Below are 17,295 nucleotides of genomic sequence, written 5' to 3' on the forward strand. Positions count from 1 at the left end.
GTGAGTCTGCAGTGGCCCTGGTTGCTGACGACGCTCGTGCTCGTCCCGCTCCTGCTCGCGCTGTACCTGTGGCAGCTGCGCAGGCGGCGCCGCCAGGCGGTCCGCTACTCCAGCCTCGCGCTCGTGCGGGCCGCCGCGCCGCGCCGGGCGGGCTGGAAGCGGCACGCCGCGCTGGCCCTCGTGCTGGCCGCGCTCGCGTTCCTCGGCCTGGGGGCCGCGCGGCCGACCGTCGGGGTCGACGTGCCGGTGTCGCAGTCGGCCGTCATCGTCGCGCTCGACGTCTCGGGCTCGATGTGCTCGACCGACGTCGTACCGAACCGGCTGGCCGCGGCGCAGGAGGCGGTCCGCCGCTTCGTCGAGGAGCAGGACTCCGGCACCCGCATCGGGCTCGTCGTGTTCTCCGGGTTTGCGGAGCTCGCCGTGGCACCCACGACCGACCGCGACGCGATCACCCGGGCGCTCGACGGCCTCACGACCGGCCGCGGCACGACGGTCGGCTCCGCGATCCTCAAGTCCGTCGACGCGATCTCCGAGATCGACCCCGATGTCGCGCCGTCCGATCCCGCCCCCGGCACGGTGCCGCCGCCACCGCGGGCGCCCGGCACCTACGCGCCCGAGATCGTCGTGCTGCTCACCGACGGCGCCAACACCACCGGCGTCACCCCGGAGGACGCGGCGAAGACGGCCGCCGAGCGCGGGGTGCGCGTGTACCCGATCGGCTTCGGCACCGATGAGCCGTCGTCGATGGTGTGTTCGGCCGCGCAGCTGGGGCGCAGCTCGGACGGCGCGTTCGGGGGCTTCGGCGGCTACGCGGGTCCCAGCGGCGGCAGCGGTGGTGGCGGCGGCGGTGGGCGCGGCTACCTCGTCGCCGACGAGGGATCGTTGCAGCAGGTCGCCGACACCACCGGCGGCCGGTACTTCGCCGCCGCCGACGCCGACCGGCTGCAGACCGTGCTCGCCGACCTGCCGCGCACCGTCGACATCCAGCACCGGGACGTCGAGATCAGCGTGTTCCTCGTCGGGCTCGCGGCGCTGGCGCTGCTCGCCGCGGGCTGGGCCGCCGCCCGGTGGACGGCCTTCCCGGACTGACCGCCGCCGGCGGCAGGGCATGCTGGCCGGGTGTCCGACGACGATCTCGTGGTGCGCCGGGGCTGGGTCGTGCCCGGCCGCGAGTTGCACTGGCGCTTCTCCCGCGCCTCCGGACCGGGCGGGCAGGGCGTGAACACGACGGACTCGCGCGTCGAGCTGTCCTACGACCTCGCCGCCGCACCCGGCGTTCCCGAGCATCTGCGCGACCGCGCGCTGCGCCGGCTCGGGCACCGGCTCGTCGACGGGGTGGTGACGGTCGTCGCGTCGGAACGGCGCAGCCAGCTGCGCAACCGCGAGGCCGCCAGGGAACGGCTCGCGGCGCTGCTGCGCGAGGCGTCGGACCCCGACCCGCCGACGCGGCGCCCCACCAAGCCGTCGGCCGGGGCGAGGCGGCGCAGGCTCGACGCCAAGACGAGGCGCGGTGCGATCAAGAAGCTCCGCGGCAGGCCCGACGAGTAGGTATCGTGGTGCCCGGTGTGCCGGGAAGTCTGGTCGGCGTGTCGTTCGCGACCTCGCAAACCACCCGATCGGAGCCGGAACCGCCGTGATCGTCCGCCGCCTGAAGGCCAGCCTCGGCGAGCCCGTCTCCGAGCTCGCCCGCTACCTGCGCACCGAGACCGTCGGCGGGATCATCCTGCTCGCGGCCACGGCCGTCGCCCTGATCTGGGCGAACTCGCCGTGGCGTGACACGTACACCGCGGTGCGCGACGCCCGGATCGGCATCCCGGCCCTGCACCTCGACCTCACCGTCGCGCAGTGGGCGACCGACGGCCTGCTCGCGGTCTTCTTCTTCGTCGTCGGGCTGGAGCTCAAGCGCGAGCTGGTCGTGGGGGAGCTGTCGTCGACGCGGCGGGCCCTGCTCCCGGTCGCCGCCGCGCTCGGCGGGATGGTCGTGCCCGCGGGAGTGGCGCTGCTCGTCGGCCGCGGGGCGCCGGGGATGGAACAGGCGTGGGCCATCCCCGTGGCGACGGACATCGCGTTCGCGCTGGGGGTGCTGGCGCTCGCCGGATCGTCGTGGCCCTCCACGGCGCGCATCTTCCTGCTGGGCCTCGCGGTCGCCGACGACCTGGGCGCGATCCTCGTCATCGCGATCGTGTTCTCGGCCGGCATCGACGCGGTCGCCCTGCTCGTCGCCGCGGCGGCCGCCGCGGCCTACTGGTTCCTGCAGCGCAGGAGGGTGCGCGCCTGGTGGCTCTACGTGCCCCTCGCGCTGGTCATGTGGGCGGCGCTGCACGAGGCCGGGGTGCACGCCACGATCGCCGGCGTCGCGCTCGGCCTGCTGACCCGGGTGCGGCCCGACCCCGGCGAGGAGCACGCCCCGGCGATCCGGCTCGAGCACCGGTTGCAGCCGTGGTCGGCGGGCGTCTGCGTCCCCCTGTTCGCGCTGTTCGCCGCGGGGGTCCCGCTGGGCGCGCAGGCGCTGCGCACCGTCGTCACCGATCCGGTGCCGCTCTCGGTGATGGCCGGCCTGCTCGTCGGGAAGGTCGTCGGCATCTTCGGGGTGTCGACGCTGGTCACCCGCCTGGTGCCGGCCGCGGCGCCGCGCGGCCTCGGGCGCCGCGACATGCTCGCCGTCTCGATGCTCGGCGGGGTGGGCTTCACCGTCAGCCTGCTGATCGCCGAGCTCTCGCTCGCCGACCTGCCGGCGACGGCCGAGGCCGCGAAGGCGGCGGTGCTGCTCGCCAGCACTGCCGCCGCGTTGATCGCCGCCGCGATGCTCGCGCGGCGGGGCCGCGTCCACAAGCGAGCCCGTCCTCCCGGCTAGGTGTCAGCTAGGCGCCACGTCTCCGTCTCGTCACGACCGGATGACGGGCGCGCCTGAACGGGCACCGCCCATGCGCGCGTGGCACGATGGGTTCCCGATCACGACCGGTCACCGGGCCCCCGAGCCCCGATGGCCGTCGCCGACGATCGGTCACGAGCACGGCACGACGAGCACAACATCGATCGCGCACGACATCGATCGAGCACGACACTGACCCAGCAGGACAGAAGAAGGGGACCCGCGGTGGCCAGCCCGACCAACACCGGCGGCACGGACGTTCCGCCTGTGCTGCCCTCGATCCCGCTGTCCGCCGACCCGGTCCGGCCGGAGGACCAGTCGGTCGGCGGCCTCGTCAAGGACGTCACGACGCACCTGTCGTCGCTGGTCCGCTCCGAGGTGGAGCTGGCCAAGGCGGAGGTGACCTCCGAGGTCAAGAAGGGGGTGCAGGGCAGCATCTTCTTCATCGTCGCGCTGACGATCGTGCTGTTCAGCCTGTTCTTCTTCTTCTTCGCCCTCGCCGAGCTGCTCGCCATCTGGCTCAACCGGGCGGCCGCCTTCGCCATCGTCTTCGGCCTGATGATCCTCGTCGCGGGCCTCTTCGCCCTGCTGGGCTACCTGCGCGTGCGTAGGATCCGCAAGCCGGAGCGGACGATCTCGAGCCTCAAGGACACTGCGCAGGTCCTCGGCAGCCGCGGGCGACCGGGCGAGAACACCCCCGAGCTGACCTGACGGGTGGCCAGACGGCGGGGACCGGACCCGTCGGTCGTCCGGGTCCCGGGGCCGTGGACCCACCGTGACGTCTCGGCCAACGGCATCAGGCTGCACGTCGCCGAGAGCGGCACCGGCCCGCTCGTCGTGTTGCTGCACGGCTTCCCGGAGACCTGGTGGACGTGGCGCCACCAGCTGCCGGACCTCGCCGCGGCCGGGTACCGCGTCGTCGCCGTCGACCTGCGCGGATACGGCGACTCCGACAAGCCGCCGCGCGGCTACGACCTCTGGACGCTCGCAGGAGACGTCGCCGGACTGATCCGGGCGCTCGGCGAGGAGCGCGCCACCGTCGTCGGCCACGGGTGGGGCGGGCTGATCGGCTGGACGCTCACGGCCCTGCACCCGCGGCAGGTGCGCGGGCTCGTCGCCGTCGGCGCACCGCACCCGCTCGCGCTGCGCCGTGCCGTCTGGCGCGATCCGGCGGGCCAGGGCCGGGCGACGGCCTCCTACGCGCTGGGGTTCCAGCTGCCGCGGTTGCCCGAACGATCCCTGCGTGCCGACGACGGCGCGCGGGTCGAACGGCTGATGCGCGCGTGGGCCGGCGCCGGGTGGGCGGCCACCGACGACTTCGCGCAGGCCGTGGCGCACAACAGGTCCGCGATCCGGATCACGACGGTCGCGCACTGCTCGATGGAGTACTACCGCTGGGCGTGGCGCTCCCAGCTGCGGGCCGACGGCCGCCGTTTCGCCGCCGCGGTGGCCCGGCCCGCCGACGTCCCCGTGCTGCAGGTCCACGGGGCCGACGACCCCTGCCTGCTCACCTCGACCGCGCGCGGATCCGCGCGCTGGGCCGGTCCGGCGCTGCGCACCCACGTGCTCGACGGCGTCGGCCACTTCCCGCACGAGGAGCGTCCCGCGGCGGTCCGGGAGCTCCTGCGCGAGCACCTCAGGGAGACGGCAGGGGAGCCAGGGCGGCCCGGGCAGCGACCGCCGTGTCCGGATGGTCGCTGAACACCCCGTCGGCACCGAGCCGGAAGTACCGCTCGTACTCGGCGAACGCGTCGCCGAAGTCGTTGTCGCGCACCACGCCGTCGGGTCTGGCGCGGCGGAGGTCGGCGGGCAGGAAGCAGTTCTCGTTCCGGAGCGTGAAGACCAGGACCGCGAGTCCGAAGTCGTGCGCCTCGTCGACGAGCAGCGCGTCCGTGAGCGCCTTCGCCGGACCGACGGCGTCGGCGTAGCGGGCGATCCCGGCGAAGCCCGCGGGTGTGGCGAGGTCGGCGTAGGTGCGCGGGTCGCCCGCGGCGACGAGGTCTGCGGGGGCGCCGTGGTCGTCGAGCAGTTGGACGAGGCCGACCCGCAGGGCGCTGCGCAGGGCGGCGAGGTTGGAGGTCTCGAACGACTGCACACACACCGGCGACCCCGGGCGGTTCAGCGCGGCCCGGTCCAGCGCGTCGACCAGTGCCGGCTCGATCGGCAGGCCGCGCCCGGCGAACCAGGTGGAGTGCTTGATCTCCGGGAACAGCCCGATCTGGCGGCCGGTCTCCGCCGACAGCCGGGCGCGCAGGTCGAGCAGCTCGTCGAACGTCGCCACCCGGTGACGGCCGTCGTAGAGGGTGTTCTCCTGACGTACGGCCGGGATGCGCTCGAGGGCGCGCAGCGTGCGCAGCTCGGCGAGAGTGAAGTCGTCGACGAACCAGCCCTCGTGCTCGACGCCGTCGATCGTCCTGGTGGTGCGGCGGTCGGCGAACTCGGGGTGCGAGGCGACGTCGGTCGTCGCGCTGATCTCGGGTTCGTGGCGCAGGACGAGGACGCCGTCGGCGCTGCAGACCACATCGGGTTCGATCGCGTCGGCACCGAGCCGGACGGCCAGCTCGTAGGCCGCGAGCGTGTGTTCGGGCCGGTATCCCGACGCGCCGCGGTGGCCGATGACGAGGGGCCGCGCGGGGGCGGCGCCAGGGACGATCACAGCCTGTCCTCCGGGTTCGGGGAGTGTCGGTCCAGCCTTGCCGGGGACGGCGACCGTCCGGCCGACAGTGTGCGGCCCGCGGTGGTCGCGCGAGTGAACGGCCCATGCGGTGACCGGCCCCCCGTGCCGGGCATCTACGCTGGCCGACCGTGCGAGTCCTGGTGATCGGCTCCGGAGCCCGAGAGCACGCCATCGTCCTGAACCTGGCGTCCGACCCCGCGGTCACGGCACTGGCGTGCGCGCCCGGCAACGCGGGCACCGCCGCCGTCGCCGAGCAGCACGGCGTCGACGCGGTCGACCCCGAGGCCGTCGTCGCACTCGCCCGCGACTGGTCGGCCGATCTCGTCGTCATCGGGCCGGAGGTTCCGCTGGTCGCGGGCGTCGCCGACGCCGTGCGCGCCGCGGGGTTCGACTGCTTCGGCCCGAGCGCCGCCGCCGCGCGGATCGAGGGCTCCAAGAGCTTCGCCAAGGACGTGATGACCGCCGCGGGGGTGGCCACCGCGAGCTGCGAGATCGTCGACAGCCCGGCGTTGCTCGACGCGACGCTCGACCGCTTCACCCCGCCCTACGTCGTCAAGGACGACGGGCTGGCCGCCGGCAAGGGTGTCGTCGTCACCTCCGAGCGGGAGGTCGCCCGCGCGCACGCCTCGACGCTGCTCGACGGCGGGCACCCCGTCCTGCTCGAGTCCTTCCTCGACGGGCCCGAGGCGTCGCTCTTCTGCCTGGTCGACGGCTCGACCGTCGTGCCGCTGGTCCCGGCGCAGGACTTCAAGCGCGTCGGCGACGACGATTCCGGCCCCAACACCGGCGGCATGGGCGCCTACGCCCCGTTGCCGTGGGTCGACGAGGCGACGGTCGCCGACGTCGTGGCGCGGGTGGTACAGCCGGTCGCCGACGAGATGGTGCGCCGCGGGGTCCCGTTCTCCGGGCTGCTCTACGCCGGGCTCGCCATGACCTCGAACGGGCCGTCGGTGATCGAGTTCAACTGCCGGTTCGGCGACCCGGAGACCCAGGTCGTGCTCGCCCTGCTGCGCACCCCGCTCGCCGGGGTGCTGCGCGCGGTCGCGACGGGGTCGCTGGCCGACGTCCCGCCGCTGGAGTGGGCCGAGGGCTCGGCCGTCACCGTCGTGGTGGCCGCGGACGGCTACCCCGGCCCGCCGCGGGTGGGCGACGTCATCACCGGTGCCGAGGCCGAGGGTGTGCTGCACGCCGGCACCCGCCGCCGCGACGACGGCGCCGTCGTCTCCGCCGGTGGGCGGGTGCTCTCGATCGTCGGGACCGGTCCCGACCTCGACGCCGCCCGTGCCGACGCCTACCGCCGGCTCGCGGGGGTCAACCTCCCGGGCTCGCACCACCGCACCGACATCGCGGCCAAGGCGGCCCGCGGCGAGGTCGCGATCCCGGCCCGCGCCTGACCGTCCTCCGCGCGCAACCTGACGGTCGTCGGGAGGCGCATTCGCAGCTGTGAGGTTGCGGCCGGGTTGGTCGCGCGCAACCTCAGGGTCGTCGCGGGCGCGGATCAGGACCGTGAGGTTGCGGCCGGATCGTCGCGGCGGGGGCGGATCGCCCGCAACGCGTGGCGCAGGGCCGCGACCAGCGCGGACCGGTCGGCAGTACGCGTGCACAGCGAGAGCGGGCAGGGCTCGACGTCGGACACCGGGACGAACACCACCCCGGGGTGACGGTGGCTGTCGGCCACGAACCCGCCGGTGATCGCGATCGCCTGACCGGCGGCGACGACCTCCAGCTGCTCGCCCATCGTGCGCACCGACGGTCCGTAGCGCACGGGCACGCCGCTGGGCCGAGGGTCGCACGCCCACCAGCGCACCCACACCGGATCCAGCTCGTCCCCGGTGACGTGCGGTTCCCCGTCGAGTTCCGCCAGCGCGACGGCGCCGCGGCCCGCGAGCGGGTGGCGCACCGGCAGCGCGACGACCCGCGGCTCGTGACGCACCAGGTCGAAGCGCAGCCCGGCGCGGTCGGTGACCGGCGGCCGCACGAGGGCGGCGTCGACGGTCCCGTCACGGACCGATGCGGCCTGTCGGTCCCACGGCAGCTCGACGAGCCGCACGACCGCCTCGGGCTCCTCACGACGCAGCTCGTCGATCAGGCCGCGGACCTGCGGGCCGGCCGACGCGGTCATGAACCCGATCCGCAGGGTCGTCGCCAGCTCGCGGCGGTACCGGTCGACCGCGGCCACCGCGCGGTCCGCGGCCGCGAGCGCCTCCCGCGCCTCGGCCAGGAACCGGGCACCTGCCTCGGTGGGGCGCACCGGATGGGTGGAGCGGTCGACCAGCTCGGCGCCGACGGCGCGTTCGAGCTTGCGGACCTGCTGGCTCAACGCGGGCGCGCTGACGTAGAGCCGGGCGGCGGCGCGGCCGAAATGCCCTCGAACGCCTCGCTCGTCGCCGCGAACGCGCTGGTCATGTGGGTCAACCGGCAGGCGATCGCCGTCCACGACCACGGCTTCTCGGGCGAGGTCGAGTTCCGCCAGTTCGTGCCCGGCGCGATGCTCGGCGAGAGCGTCTTCGGCTCCGTGCAGGCCGGCGAGGACCCCGACGACGTCTACCTGCTCACCCGCACCCTGGCGTTCGTCTGGCCCTACGACGAGCGCGGCCGGCTCATCGGCGAGCACGTCTACGAGGACGGCGCGTCGCGGCGGATCGAGAAGCCCGACCCTGTCGACGTCATCACCGCCGCGCGCGCCGCCGAGCTGCTCGCCCCGGAGATCGCCAGGGAGATCGCCTGACGTCGGGCCCGCCGCGACGGCCCACCGGGTGTGGCCGATATCAGCCGGTTCGCCTGCGCGTACCCGGCGCGGCGTCTCCTAGGCTCGGGGCGTGACCGGACCGCGCCCGGAGGCCCTTCGCTCCCAGATCCCGCCCTTCCACGTCATGGACGTCTGGCAGGCCGCGGCGGAGCGGGCCCGCAGCCACGGCGACCTCGTCAACCTGTCGGCGGGTCAGCCGTCGACACCGGCGCCGAAGGCCGTCCGGGCGGCCGCCGCGGCGGCCCTGGAGACCGAGGTGCTGGGCTACACCGTCGCGCTGGGCATCGAGCCGCTGCGCGAGGCGATCGCCGGGCACTACGCGCGGACGTACTCCCTCGACATCGACGCCGACGACGTCGTCGTCACCACCGGCTCGTCGGGCGGGTTCCTGCTCGCGTTCCTCGCGGCCTTCGACGCGGGCGACCGGGTCGCGCTCGCCCGGCCCGGCTACCCCTGCTACCGCAACATCCTGACGGCGCTGGGCTGCGAGGTCGTCGAGCTGCCGTGCGGACCGCAGACGCGGTTCCAGCCCACGGTGGCCATGCTCGAGGAACTCGACGAGCCGGTCGCCGGGCTGATCGTCGCGAGCCCGGCCAACCCGACGGGCACGGTCCTCGACCCCGCCGAGCTCGCCGCGCTGGCCGCGTGGTGCGAGGGCAACGGTGTCCAGTTCGTCAGCGACGAGATCTACCACGGAATCGGCTACCCGGGCTCGCCCGCGACGACGTGCGCGTGGTCGACCTCCCGGGAGGCGATCGTCGTCAACTCGTTCTCGAAGTACTTCTCGATGACGGGCTGGCGGCTGGGCTGGCTCGTGGTGCCGCCGCGGCTGCGCCGGGCGGTGGACCGGCTGACGGGCAACTTCACGGTGTGCCCGCCCGCGCTGCCGCAGCACGCCGCGCTGGCGGCGTTCGCGCCCGAGTCTTATGTCGAGGTCGACGCGCACGTGGAGCGGTACGCGCACAACCGCGCCCTGCTGCTCGACGGGCTGCGCGGGCTCGGCATCGACAGGCTCGCCCCGGCCGACGGCGCGTTCTACGTCTACGCGGACGTGTCGCACCTGGCCGAGGACTCCATGGCGCTGACCTACCGGCTGCTCGCCGAGACCGGGGTGGCGGTCGCGCCGGGCGTCGACTTCGACCCCGTCGACGGCGGGCGCTACATCCGGTTCTCGTTCGCGGGCGGTACCGACGACATCACGGAGGCCCTGCGGCGTCTGCAGGCCTGGCTCTGACGGTCGCCGCCGGAGTGCCGGCCGCACAGCTCTGACGTGCAGCTATCGTCCGGAAACCATGGACGAGCCGCGCATCGCCGCCTGGGACCGCAGGGTCGACTGGCCGTTGACCGGGCTGGCCGTGGTGTTCCTCGCGGTCTACACGTGGCAGGTGCTGCAGCGTTCGCTCTCGCCGGGCGCGCACGAGGCGCTCGACGTCGTGCTCACCGTGGTGTGGGTGCTGCTGGGCGTCGACTACCTCGTGCGGATCGCGCTGGCCCGGCGGCGCCGGCGCTACGTCGGCACGCACGTGCTCGACCTGCTGATCCTGCTCCTGCCGGTGTTGCGCCCGCTGCGCGCGCTGCGGGTCGTCACGGTGATCGGGGTGCTCAACCGGCAGTTGCGTGACGACTTCCGCGGCCGGGTCGCCGTCTACGTCGTCGGGACGGTGACGCTCGTCGGGTTCGTGTCCGCGCTCGGCGTCCTCGACGCCGAACGCGACGCCCCCGGCGCGACGATCACGACGTTCGGCGAGGCGCTGTGGTGGACGATCACCACGATCTCGACGGTCGGCTACGGCGACCGCTATCCGGTGACGTTCGAGGGCCGCGTCGTCGCGGCGACGCTGATGATCGCGGGCATCGCCCTGCTCGGTGTGGTGACGGCGTCGATCGCGAGCTGGTTCCTGGCCAACATCCGCAGCACCGCGGCGGAGGCCGCACGGATCACCGAGGACGAGCTGCGCGCGACGTCGGCGCAGCTGACCGAGGTCCTCGCCGAGCTGCGCGCCGTCAGCGGTCGGCTCGCCGAGCTGGAGCGCGACCGGCCGACCCGGCCGTCCGCCTGAGGGTCCGGTGCCCCGCGGGCGGCCCGGCGGGTGCGTGCCCCGCCGCCGGTCCGCGCCCGCGTTCGACGGGCCCGATCCGCTCGAGCGCGGCGGCGATGTCGTCGTCGGTGAGGTCGGCGTGGGTCATCAACCGGACCTTGCCGGCCATCGGCGCGACGAGTACCCCGGACTCCTCGAACCGCGCGAGGGTCCCCGCGAGGTCGGCGACGCCGACCAGCACGATGTTCGTCTCCGGGTCCTGCACCTGCCAGCCGCGTTCGCGCAGGCCGGCGGCGAGGGTGGCCGCCCGCTCGTGATCGTCGGCGAGCCGGTCGACGCGATCGAGCGCGACGAGCCCCGCCGCCGCGAGGACACCGCCCTGGCGCACCCCGCCGCCGAGCATCTTGCGGAGCCGGCGGGCCTCCTCGGTGAACTCGGCCGAGCCCGCGACCAGCGACCCCACCGGCGCGCCCAGGCCCTTGCTCAGGCACACCTGCACCGTGTCGGCGCCGACCGTCAGCGCGGCGGGCGGGACGCCGAGCGCGACCGCGGCGTGCCAGAGCCGGGCCCCGTCGAGGTGGACGGCCAGGCCCGCGGCCCGCGCGGCGGCCGCGACGGCGGCATGCTCCTCCGGTGCGGTCACGGTGCCGCCCGCGGCGTTGTGGGTGTTCTCCAGGCACAGCAGGCTGGTGCGCATCGTGTAGTAGGGCCCGGGCCCGCCCGCGGCGCGGCGCACCGCGTCGGGGGTGATCTTGCCGGGTCCGCCGTCGTGCTCCAGCGGGCGCGGCATACCGCCTGCCAGCCAGGCCGCCGTCCCGAGCTCGGCCTCGAGGACGTGCGCGCCCGCCGGGGCGAGGAACGCGTCGCCGCGGCGCAGGTGCGCCATCAGCGCGATCAGGTTGCCCATCGAGCCGGACGGCGTCCACAGCGCGTCGGCGGCGCCGAGCATGCCCGCGACCCGTTCCTCCAGTGCACGCATCGTCGGGTCGCGGTCCAGCACGTCGTCGCCGACCTCGGCGGCGGCCATGGCGGCGCGCATCTGCTTCGTCGGCTGCGTGACGGTGTCGGAGCGGAGGTCGATCGGACCGGACTCCGGCTTCGCGCGGCGGGCACGGGAGGTGGGTCGCACGATTCGGATTCAAGCATCCGGCGACGCTGCGGTCGTATCCGTATCACGAGATGGTCACGGAGTTGCTCTTTTCGGGTGATGTTCGACGGGGCCTGCAACGGTGTGCACCGGGTCGACCGTCTCGAACATGTCGCGAGCGGACGAACCAGGCAAGGACCGCACGAGCCGGCAGAAGGGAGCCGCGTGGACGCGTCCGACGAGCGCGAGTTCGCGGAGTACTTCGGCGCGCGCCGCGACGCCGTGCGCCGCACCGCGTTCCTCATGTGCGGGGACTGGCACCGCGCCGACGACCACGCCCAGGCGACCTTCGTCGCGCTGCACCGGCACTGGCGGCGCATCCGCGGCCGCGACGACGAGCGGGTCCTCGACGCGTGGGTCCGGCGGACGCTGATGCGCACCGTCGTCGACGAGACGCGCCGGCCCTGGCGACGCGAGCGGTCCGCTCCCGAGGTCCCGGAGCCGGCCGCACGCGAGCAGGACGCGGGGGACGCCGTCGCGACCCGGGCGGCGCTCGTGACGGCGCTGCGCGCGGTGCCGCCGCGGCAGCGCGCCGTCCTCGTCCTGCGGTTCTTCGACGACCTCGACGTCGCGGCCGCGGCAGCCGCACTCGGCTGCTCGGAGGGGACGGTCAAGAGCCAGACCGCGCACGGGCTGGCGGCGTTGCGCGCCGCGCTCGGCAACGGGATCGACGACCTGCGACCGGCGAGCTGAGGAGGAGGCGGAGATGGGTGAGCTGTCCGACGACGAGCTGACCGGCATGCTGCGCGCCGCCGGGCCCGTCGAGGCCCCGCCGGCCGCGTTCGGCGTCGACGACGTCGTCCGGGCGTCCCGGCGGGCCGGCACGCGGCGGCGCAACGCGATCGTCGGAGGTGCCGCCGCGGCCGTCCTGGTGCTGGGTGGGGTGACGGTCGGGATCGCCGCGACCGGAGGCGGGGGCGGGCAGGAGACGGCGACGTCGTCCGCCGCCGGCGGCGGCGCGCCGGGTTTCGGGGAGGCCGCGGCCCCTGCCGTCCCGCCGCCCGCGGCCGACGCCGGCTGCGTCCCGATGCAGGACCCCGGGCTGCGCACGCTGCTCGACGCGGCGTTGCCGCAGGTCGCGGGCGCCAAGGAGGCCGCGGTGCCGATGGTCTGCAAGCCGGGCGGCGGCCGCGAGGTGCACCTGGAGGTCGACGACGGGCCCGCGCACGGCGTGCTCGCCGTCGTGTCCACCCCCGCCGGGGAACCGGTGGAGGACGGTCTGCCCGTCGGCTGGGCCCGGGCCGGGGCGCCGACGGCGTCGGGCGGGTACGTGGCCGTCACCTCGACCGCGGACGCCGACTCGGGCGCGATCCCGTTCGAGGCGCAGCTCGCGAGTGTGGCGTCCGTACTGGCCGCGCAGCTCTGACCGGTGAGTGGCGGCCGTGGCCGGTAACGCCACTCAGGAGGTGAACGCATAGGATTCGTGCACGTGATCCCCAACGTGCTGGCCTCCCGCTACGCGAGCCCGGAGCTGGTCAGGCTCTGGTCGCCCGAGTACAAGATCGTGCTGGAGCGCCGGCTCTGGATCGCGGTGCTGCGCGCCCAGCGCGACCTCGGCGTCGACGTCCCCGAGCAGGCGATCACCGACTACGAACGGGTCGTCGAGCAGGTCGACCTCGACTCGATCGCCGCACGCGAGCGCGTCACCCGCCACGACGTCAAGGCGCGCATCGAGGAGTTCAACGCGCTCGCCGGCCACGAGCACGTGCACAAGGGGCTCACCAGCCGCGACCTCACCGAGAACGTCGAGCAGCTGCAGATCCGGCTGTCGCTCGACCTGGTCGCCGACCGGACCGTCGCGATCCTCGCCCGGCTGGCCCGGCGCGCCGCCGAGTACGCCGAGCTGGTCATGGCCGGGCGCAGCCACAACGTCGCCGCCCAGGCCACGACGATGGGCAAGCGCTTCGCCTCGGCGGCCGACGAGCTGCTCGCCGCCTACGACCGGCTCACCGACCTGCGGGGCCACTACCCGTTGCGCGGCATCAAGGGCCCGGTCGGGACGGCGCAGGACATGCTGGACCTGCTCGACGGCGACTCCGCGCGTCTCGCAGAGCTCGAGGGCCGGGTCGCGTCGCATCTGGGGTTCGCCCGCACGTTGACCAGCGTGGGCCAGGTCTACCCGCGCTCGCTCGACCACGAGGTCGTCTCCGCGCTCGTGCAGCTCGCGGCCGGCCCGTCGAGCCTGGCGACGACGATCCGGCTGATGGCCGGCGCCGAGCTCGCCACCGAGGGCTTCAAGCCCGGCCAGGTCGGGTCGAGCGCCATGCCGCACAAGATGAACACCCGCTCCGCGGAGCGCATCAACGGGCTGATGGTCGTGCTGCGCGGCAACGCCGCGATGGCCGCCGAGCTCGCCGGCGCGCAGTGGAACGAGGGTGACGTCTTCTGCTCCGTCGTGCGCCGCGTCGCGCTGCCCGACGCCTTCTTCGCCCTCGACGGCCTCTACGAGACCGCGCTGACCGTCCTCGACGAGTTCGGCGCCTACCCGGCCGTCATCGCCCGCGAGCTCGACCGGTACCTGCCCTTCCTCGCGACGACCAAGGTGCTCATGGCCGCCGTCCGCGCCGGCGTGGGCCGCGAGACCGCGCACGAGGTCATCAAGGAGCACGCCGTCGGCGTCGCGCTGGCCATGCGGGAGAAGGGCCAGACCGAGAACGACCTGATCGCCCGCCTGCAGAACGACGAACGCCTCGCCCTGCCCGCCGGGACCCTCGACGGGCTGCTCGCCGACCCCCTGTCGTTCACCGGCGCCGCGGGCGCCCAGGTGGCCGCCGTCGTCGCCCGCGTCGACGAGATCACCGCCGCGCACCCCGAGGCGGCCGCCTACACCCCCGGAGCGATCCTGTGAAGCTGCTGCACTCGGGCAAGGTCCGCGACGTCTACTCCGTGGAGAACGAGGCGGGCGGCGACGACCTGCTCCTCGTCGCCTCCGACCGGCTCTCGATCTACGACGTCGTCCTGCCGACGACCATCCCCGACAAGGGCGCGCTGCTCACCGCGCTGTCGCTGTGGTGGTTCGACCGGCTCGCCGACCTCGTGCCCAACCACGTCATCTCCGCGACCGACGTCCCGCCGGAGTTCGCCGGCCGCGCGATCCGGTGCCGACCGCTGCAGATGCTGCCCGTGGAGTGCATCGCCCGCGGCTATCTCACCGGGCTGGGGCTCAAGGAGTACGAGAAGCAGGGCACCGTCTCGGGCATCGAGCTGCCGCCGGGGCTCGTCGAGGGCTCGAAGCTGCCCGAGCCGATCTTCACCCCGACCACGAAGGCACCCGTCGGCGAGCACGACGAGTTCATGACGTTCGACGAGGTCGTCGCCACCGTCGGCGCCCCGACGGCCGAACGCCTGCGCGCGCTGACGCTCGCCGTCTACTCCCGGGGCGCCTCGATCGCCGCGGAGTCCGGGATCCTCGTCGCCGACACCAAGCTGGAGTTCGGGCTCGACCCCGCCGGCGAGATCGTCCTCGGCGACGAGGTCCTCACAAGCGACTCCTCCCGGTTCTGGCCGGCCGACCAGTGGCAGCCCGGCCGCCCCCAGTTCTCGTTCGACAAGCAGTACGTGCGGGACTGGTCGGCCACGCTCGACTGGGACCGCACGCCGCCCGGCCCCGAGGTCCCCGTCGACGTCGTCGCCGCGACGCGGGCGCGCTACGTCGAGGTCTACGAGCGCATCACCGGCAGCACCTGGGGTTCCTGAACCGTTCGTCGGCGGCGGGGTGCGGGGTTCACCCGCCGTGTGGCGCCATGGGGGCATGACCCGCCTCGTCGTGTCGCTGTCCGGGCTCACCGCCGACCCCCGCTCGCTCGACCGTGCTGCCGCGCTGGCCGCTGCCCTCGACCTGCGCGGGGTCCCGCTGTCGCACCTGTTCCGGCCGCGGCTGCGTCGCGACGCGCCCGATCCCGGCGTCGTCGCCTGGTTGGGCGCCCGTCGGGGGGCGGGCGACGCGATCCTGTTGCACGGCTTCGACCACACGCCCGATCCGATCGGCGCGTGGCAGGCCTCGCCCGTACGGTTGGGCCGGCGCGCCGAGTTCGCGCTGCTCCCGCGGCACGAGGCCGGGCTCCGCGTGATCGCCGCCCGCCGGGCCGCCCACGCGGTCGGGCTCGACAGCGACCTCTTCGCGCCGCCCCGCTGGCTCGCCTCGTCCGGGACGATCGCGGCGTTGCGCAACAACGCTTTCGCCCTCTGCGCCGACGACACCGCCGTCCGTGCCCTGCAGCGGGGAACGACGACCGGCTCGCCGGTCCTGGGGTTCCGCGCGTCGGGCGAGCGACGGGCCGACCGGCGCGCCGCCGAGAGCTGGCGCTGTCGGTTGCTGGTCGCGGAGGCCGGCCGGGTCGCCCGGCGCGGCGGGCTCGTCCGGATCGGGCTGCGCGCCAAGGATCTGCGCCGGCCCGAGCGGGTCGCCGCCGCGTTGACGGCGGTGGACGCGGTCCTGGCCGCCGGCGCCCGGTCGATCACCTACGCGGAGGGTCTGCACGCGGGCGCGGCCTGATCGACTCCTGCGCCTGGGCCGGCGATCCGGGGTCGAGCCGCCCACCGGGTGATCACCGTTGTAGGGACACGGGGACGCAGACTGCGCGCGTGTCCCGGTTGCGACGATCACCGGGTGGGGCTGAGGTGCCGGGGGGCGCGGGTGGTGATCGTCGGTTGCGGGACATGGGGTCTCCAGGTGGCGCTCATGTCCCTGGTTCGGCGATCACCCGCGTCGAGCTCGGCCGCGGGGCTCGGTGGAGCCGCGGACACGCCCAGCCGCGGGCGGGGTTTCGCTGGCAGAGCTGGCTGCTGGTCGTGATCGCCGGTTGCGGGACATGCGCGCGTCTGGTGGCGGTCAGGTCCCTGGTCTGGCGATCACGGCGTGGGGGTGCCAGGCAGGAGGGCTGCGGCTGGTCGTGATCGTCGGTTGCGGGACATGGGCGCTCCTGGTGGCGCTCATGTCCCTGGTTCGGCGATCACCCAGGTCTCGCTGGCCCCGCGACGCGTCCAGCTGGCCCCGCGGGGTCGGTCCCAGCCGCGGGCACGCGAGCCGCGGCGAGGTCAGCCGGCGGGCTCACCCGGAGGCGGGGTTCAGCCAGGGCAGGGCCACGAGCGGCTGGGCCCACCAGGGCGCCCACGAGCAGCAGGCGAGCCCGGTCTAGCGGCGAGCAGAGCCGGGCGGACCGTCAGACCTTGGTCGCGGCCTCGCGCTCGAGGACCTGGAGCGTCGTGCCGGCCGGGCCGAGGGCCTCGAACAGCCCGTAGTGCATGGCCGGGCGGGCGAGGACGGCCTCGTGGATCGGCACGGCGGTGCGGGGGGCGACGGCACGCAGGTAGTCGACCGCATCGGCGAGTTTGAGCCAGGGCGCGCCGGTCGGGAGCAGCAGGACGTCGAGCTCGCCGGGCGGCTCGGTGAAGGAGTCGCCGGGGTGCAGGACCGTTCCGTCGATCAGGTAGCCGTTGTTGGGCACGATCGGGATGTCGGGGTGGATGACCGCGTGGTCCCCGCCGACGACGTCGATCGACGCGCCCGCGACGGTGAACGACTCACCCGGCGCGACGACCTCGTGCGTGTAGTCGTGCAGTGTCGTCACGGTGCCGACGTCGACGATCAGCCGGGCTTCCGGGTTGGCCGCCAGCAGTGGTGCCAGCCGGTCCTCGTCGAGGTGGTCGGCGTGCTGGTGGGTCACGAGGATCGCGTCGAGGCCGCCGAGCCTCTCGAAACCCGAGGAGAAGGTCCCCGGGTCGATGAGCAGCCGTGCCGCTCCGGTGTCGACGAGCACGCACGCGTGGCCGAAGTGGGTGATCTGCACGGCGACACTCTGCTCCCGCCGC

General features: G+C 74.5%; 18 protein-coding genes. 14 read left to right on the forward strand and 4 right to left on the reverse strand.

Annotation, left to right across the window (positions count from 1 at the left end; all coding sequences use genetic code 11):
- The 5 genes from PSED_RS02150 to PSED_RS02170 all read left to right on the forward strand — a co-directional run bounded on the left by PSED_RS02150 (window position 1) and on the right by PSED_RS02170 (window position 4,573).
- Window positions 1–1,089, forward strand: a complete 1,089-nt coding sequence (locus PSED_RS02150) for a vWA domain-containing protein (protein ID WP_013672625.1) — start codon at window positions 1–3, stop codon at window positions 1,087–1,089.
- 30 nt (window positions 1,090–1,119) lie between these two features.
- On the forward strand, window positions 1,120–1,548 hold the full coding sequence (gene arfB, locus PSED_RS02155; RefSeq protein WP_013672626.1) for an alternative ribosome rescue aminoacyl-tRNA hydrolase ArfB: 429 nt from the start codon (window positions 1,120–1,122) through the stop codon (window positions 1,546–1,548).
- A gap of 85 nt (window positions 1,549–1,633) precedes the next feature.
- Entirely contained in the window at window positions 1,634–2,854 is a 1,221-nt protein-coding gene (gene nhaA / locus PSED_RS02160) for a Na+/H+ antiporter NhaA (protein ID WP_013672627.1), read from the forward strand.
- 243 nt (window positions 2,855–3,097) lie between these two features.
- A complete protein-coding gene (locus PSED_RS02165) occupies window positions 3,098–3,583 on the forward strand; it encodes a phage holin family protein (protein WP_013672628.1) in 486 nt (161 codons plus the stop codon).
- Between the two features lie 3 nt (window positions 3,584–3,586).
- Window positions 3,587–4,573, forward strand: a complete 987-nt coding sequence (locus tag PSED_RS02170; protein ID WP_013672629.1) for an alpha/beta fold hydrolase — start codon at window positions 3,587–3,589, stop codon at window positions 4,571–4,573.
- On the opposite strand, the gene PSED_RS02175 is transcribed toward PSED_RS02170, so the two are convergent.
- A complete protein-coding gene (locus PSED_RS02175) occupies window positions 4,509–5,528 on the reverse strand; it encodes a glycerophosphodiester phosphodiesterase family protein (protein ID WP_013672630.1) in 1,020 nt (339 codons plus the stop codon). The genes PSED_RS02170 and PSED_RS02175 overlap by 65 nt on opposite strands.
- A gap of 149 nt (window positions 5,529–5,677) precedes the next feature.
- Here PSED_RS02175 and purD point away from each other — a divergent pair, with 149 nt between their 5' ends.
- Window positions 5,678–6,943, forward strand: coding sequence for a phosphoribosylamine--glycine ligase (gene purD, locus PSED_RS02180; RefSeq protein ID WP_041759199.1), 1,266 nt, complete (start codon window positions 5,678–5,680; stop codon window positions 6,941–6,943).
- Window positions 6,944–7,047: 104 nt separating this feature from the next.
- Here the strand turns inward: purD and PSED_RS02185 are convergent, their stop codons facing one another.
- Window positions 7,048–7,869, reverse strand: coding sequence for a LysR family transcriptional regulator (locus PSED_RS02185; protein WP_013672632.1), 822 nt, complete (start codon window positions 7,867–7,869; stop codon window positions 7,048–7,050).
- Window positions 7,870–7,911: 42 nt separating this feature from the next.
- On the opposite strand from PSED_RS02185, the gene PSED_RS02190 reads away from it, so the two are divergent.
- The 3 genes from PSED_RS02190 to PSED_RS02200 all read left to right on the forward strand — a co-directional run bounded on the left by PSED_RS02190 (window position 7,912) and on the right by PSED_RS02200 (window position 10,358).
- Entirely contained in the window at window positions 7,912–8,277 is a 366-nt protein-coding gene (locus PSED_RS02190) for a hypothetical protein (RefSeq protein WP_202946492.1), read from the forward strand.
- A gap of 145 nt (window positions 8,278–8,422) precedes the next feature.
- Window positions 8,423–9,532 carry a pyridoxal phosphate-dependent aminotransferase gene (locus tag PSED_RS02195; protein ID WP_049803281.1) on the forward strand — a complete coding sequence of 370 codons (1,110 nt, stop codon included), beginning with the start codon at window positions 8,423–8,425 and terminating at the stop codon, window positions 9,530–9,532.
- A 58-nt stretch (window positions 9,533–9,590) separates the two neighbouring features.
- The gene (locus PSED_RS02200) at window positions 9,591–10,358 is read left to right on the forward strand and encodes a potassium channel family protein (RefSeq protein WP_013672634.1); all 768 of its coding nucleotides are present in this window, start codon (window positions 9,591–9,593) and stop codon (window positions 10,356–10,358) included.
- Here the strand turns inward: PSED_RS02200 and PSED_RS02205 are convergent.
- A complete protein-coding gene (locus tag PSED_RS02205) occupies window positions 10,303–11,466 on the reverse strand; it encodes a threonine aldolase family protein (RefSeq protein ID WP_013672635.1) in 1,164 nt (387 codons plus the stop codon). The genes PSED_RS02200 and PSED_RS02205 overlap by 56 nt on opposite strands.
- Before the next feature lie 183 nt (window positions 11,467–11,649).
- Between PSED_RS02205 and PSED_RS02210 the strand changes: the two genes are divergently transcribed.
- From PSED_RS02210 to PSED_RS02230, 5 genes are all read left to right on the forward strand, one after another.
- Complete coding sequence (locus PSED_RS02210) at window positions 11,650–12,177, forward strand: SigE family RNA polymerase sigma factor (protein ID WP_013672636.1); 528 nt, start codon at window positions 11,650–11,652, stop codon at window positions 12,175–12,177.
- 13 nt (window positions 12,178–12,190) lie between these two features.
- Window positions 12,191–12,850 carry a hypothetical protein gene (locus PSED_RS02215; protein WP_013672637.1) on the forward strand — a complete coding sequence of 220 codons (660 nt, stop codon included), beginning with the start codon at window positions 12,191–12,193 and terminating at the stop codon, window positions 12,848–12,850.
- Window positions 12,851–12,913: 63 nt separating this feature from the next.
- A complete protein-coding gene (gene purB, locus PSED_RS02220) occupies window positions 12,914–14,332 on the forward strand; it encodes an adenylosuccinate lyase (protein ID WP_013672638.1) in 1,419 nt (472 codons plus the stop codon).
- A complete protein-coding gene (locus PSED_RS02225) occupies window positions 14,329–15,180 on the forward strand; it encodes a phosphoribosylaminoimidazolesuccinocarboxamide synthase (protein WP_013672639.1) in 852 nt (283 codons plus the stop codon). Before purB ends, PSED_RS02225 begins: the two co-directional genes overlap by 4 nt.
- Window positions 15,181–15,235: 55 nt before the next feature.
- The gene (locus tag PSED_RS02230; RefSeq protein WP_013672640.1) at window positions 15,236–15,979 is read left to right on the forward strand and encodes a DUF2334 domain-containing protein; all 744 of its coding nucleotides are present in this window, start codon (window positions 15,236–15,238) and stop codon (window positions 15,977–15,979) included.
- A gap of 667 nt (window positions 15,980–16,646) precedes the next feature.
- On the opposite strand, the gene PSED_RS02235 is transcribed toward PSED_RS02230, so the two are convergent.
- The gene (locus PSED_RS02235; RefSeq protein ID WP_041760324.1) at window positions 16,647–17,273 is read right to left on the reverse strand and encodes an MBL fold metallo-hydrolase; all 627 of its coding nucleotides are present in this window, start codon (window positions 17,271–17,273) and stop codon (window positions 16,647–16,649) included.
- Between the last annotated feature and the right edge of the window lie 22 nt (window positions 17,274–17,295).

Origin of the sequence: Pseudonocardia benzenivorans CB1190, from assembly GCF_000196675.2 — a bacterium.
In the GTDB taxonomy this organism is placed as follows: domain Bacteria; phylum Actinomycetota; class Actinomycetes; order Mycobacteriales; family Pseudonocardiaceae; genus Pseudonocardia; species Pseudonocardia benzenivorans.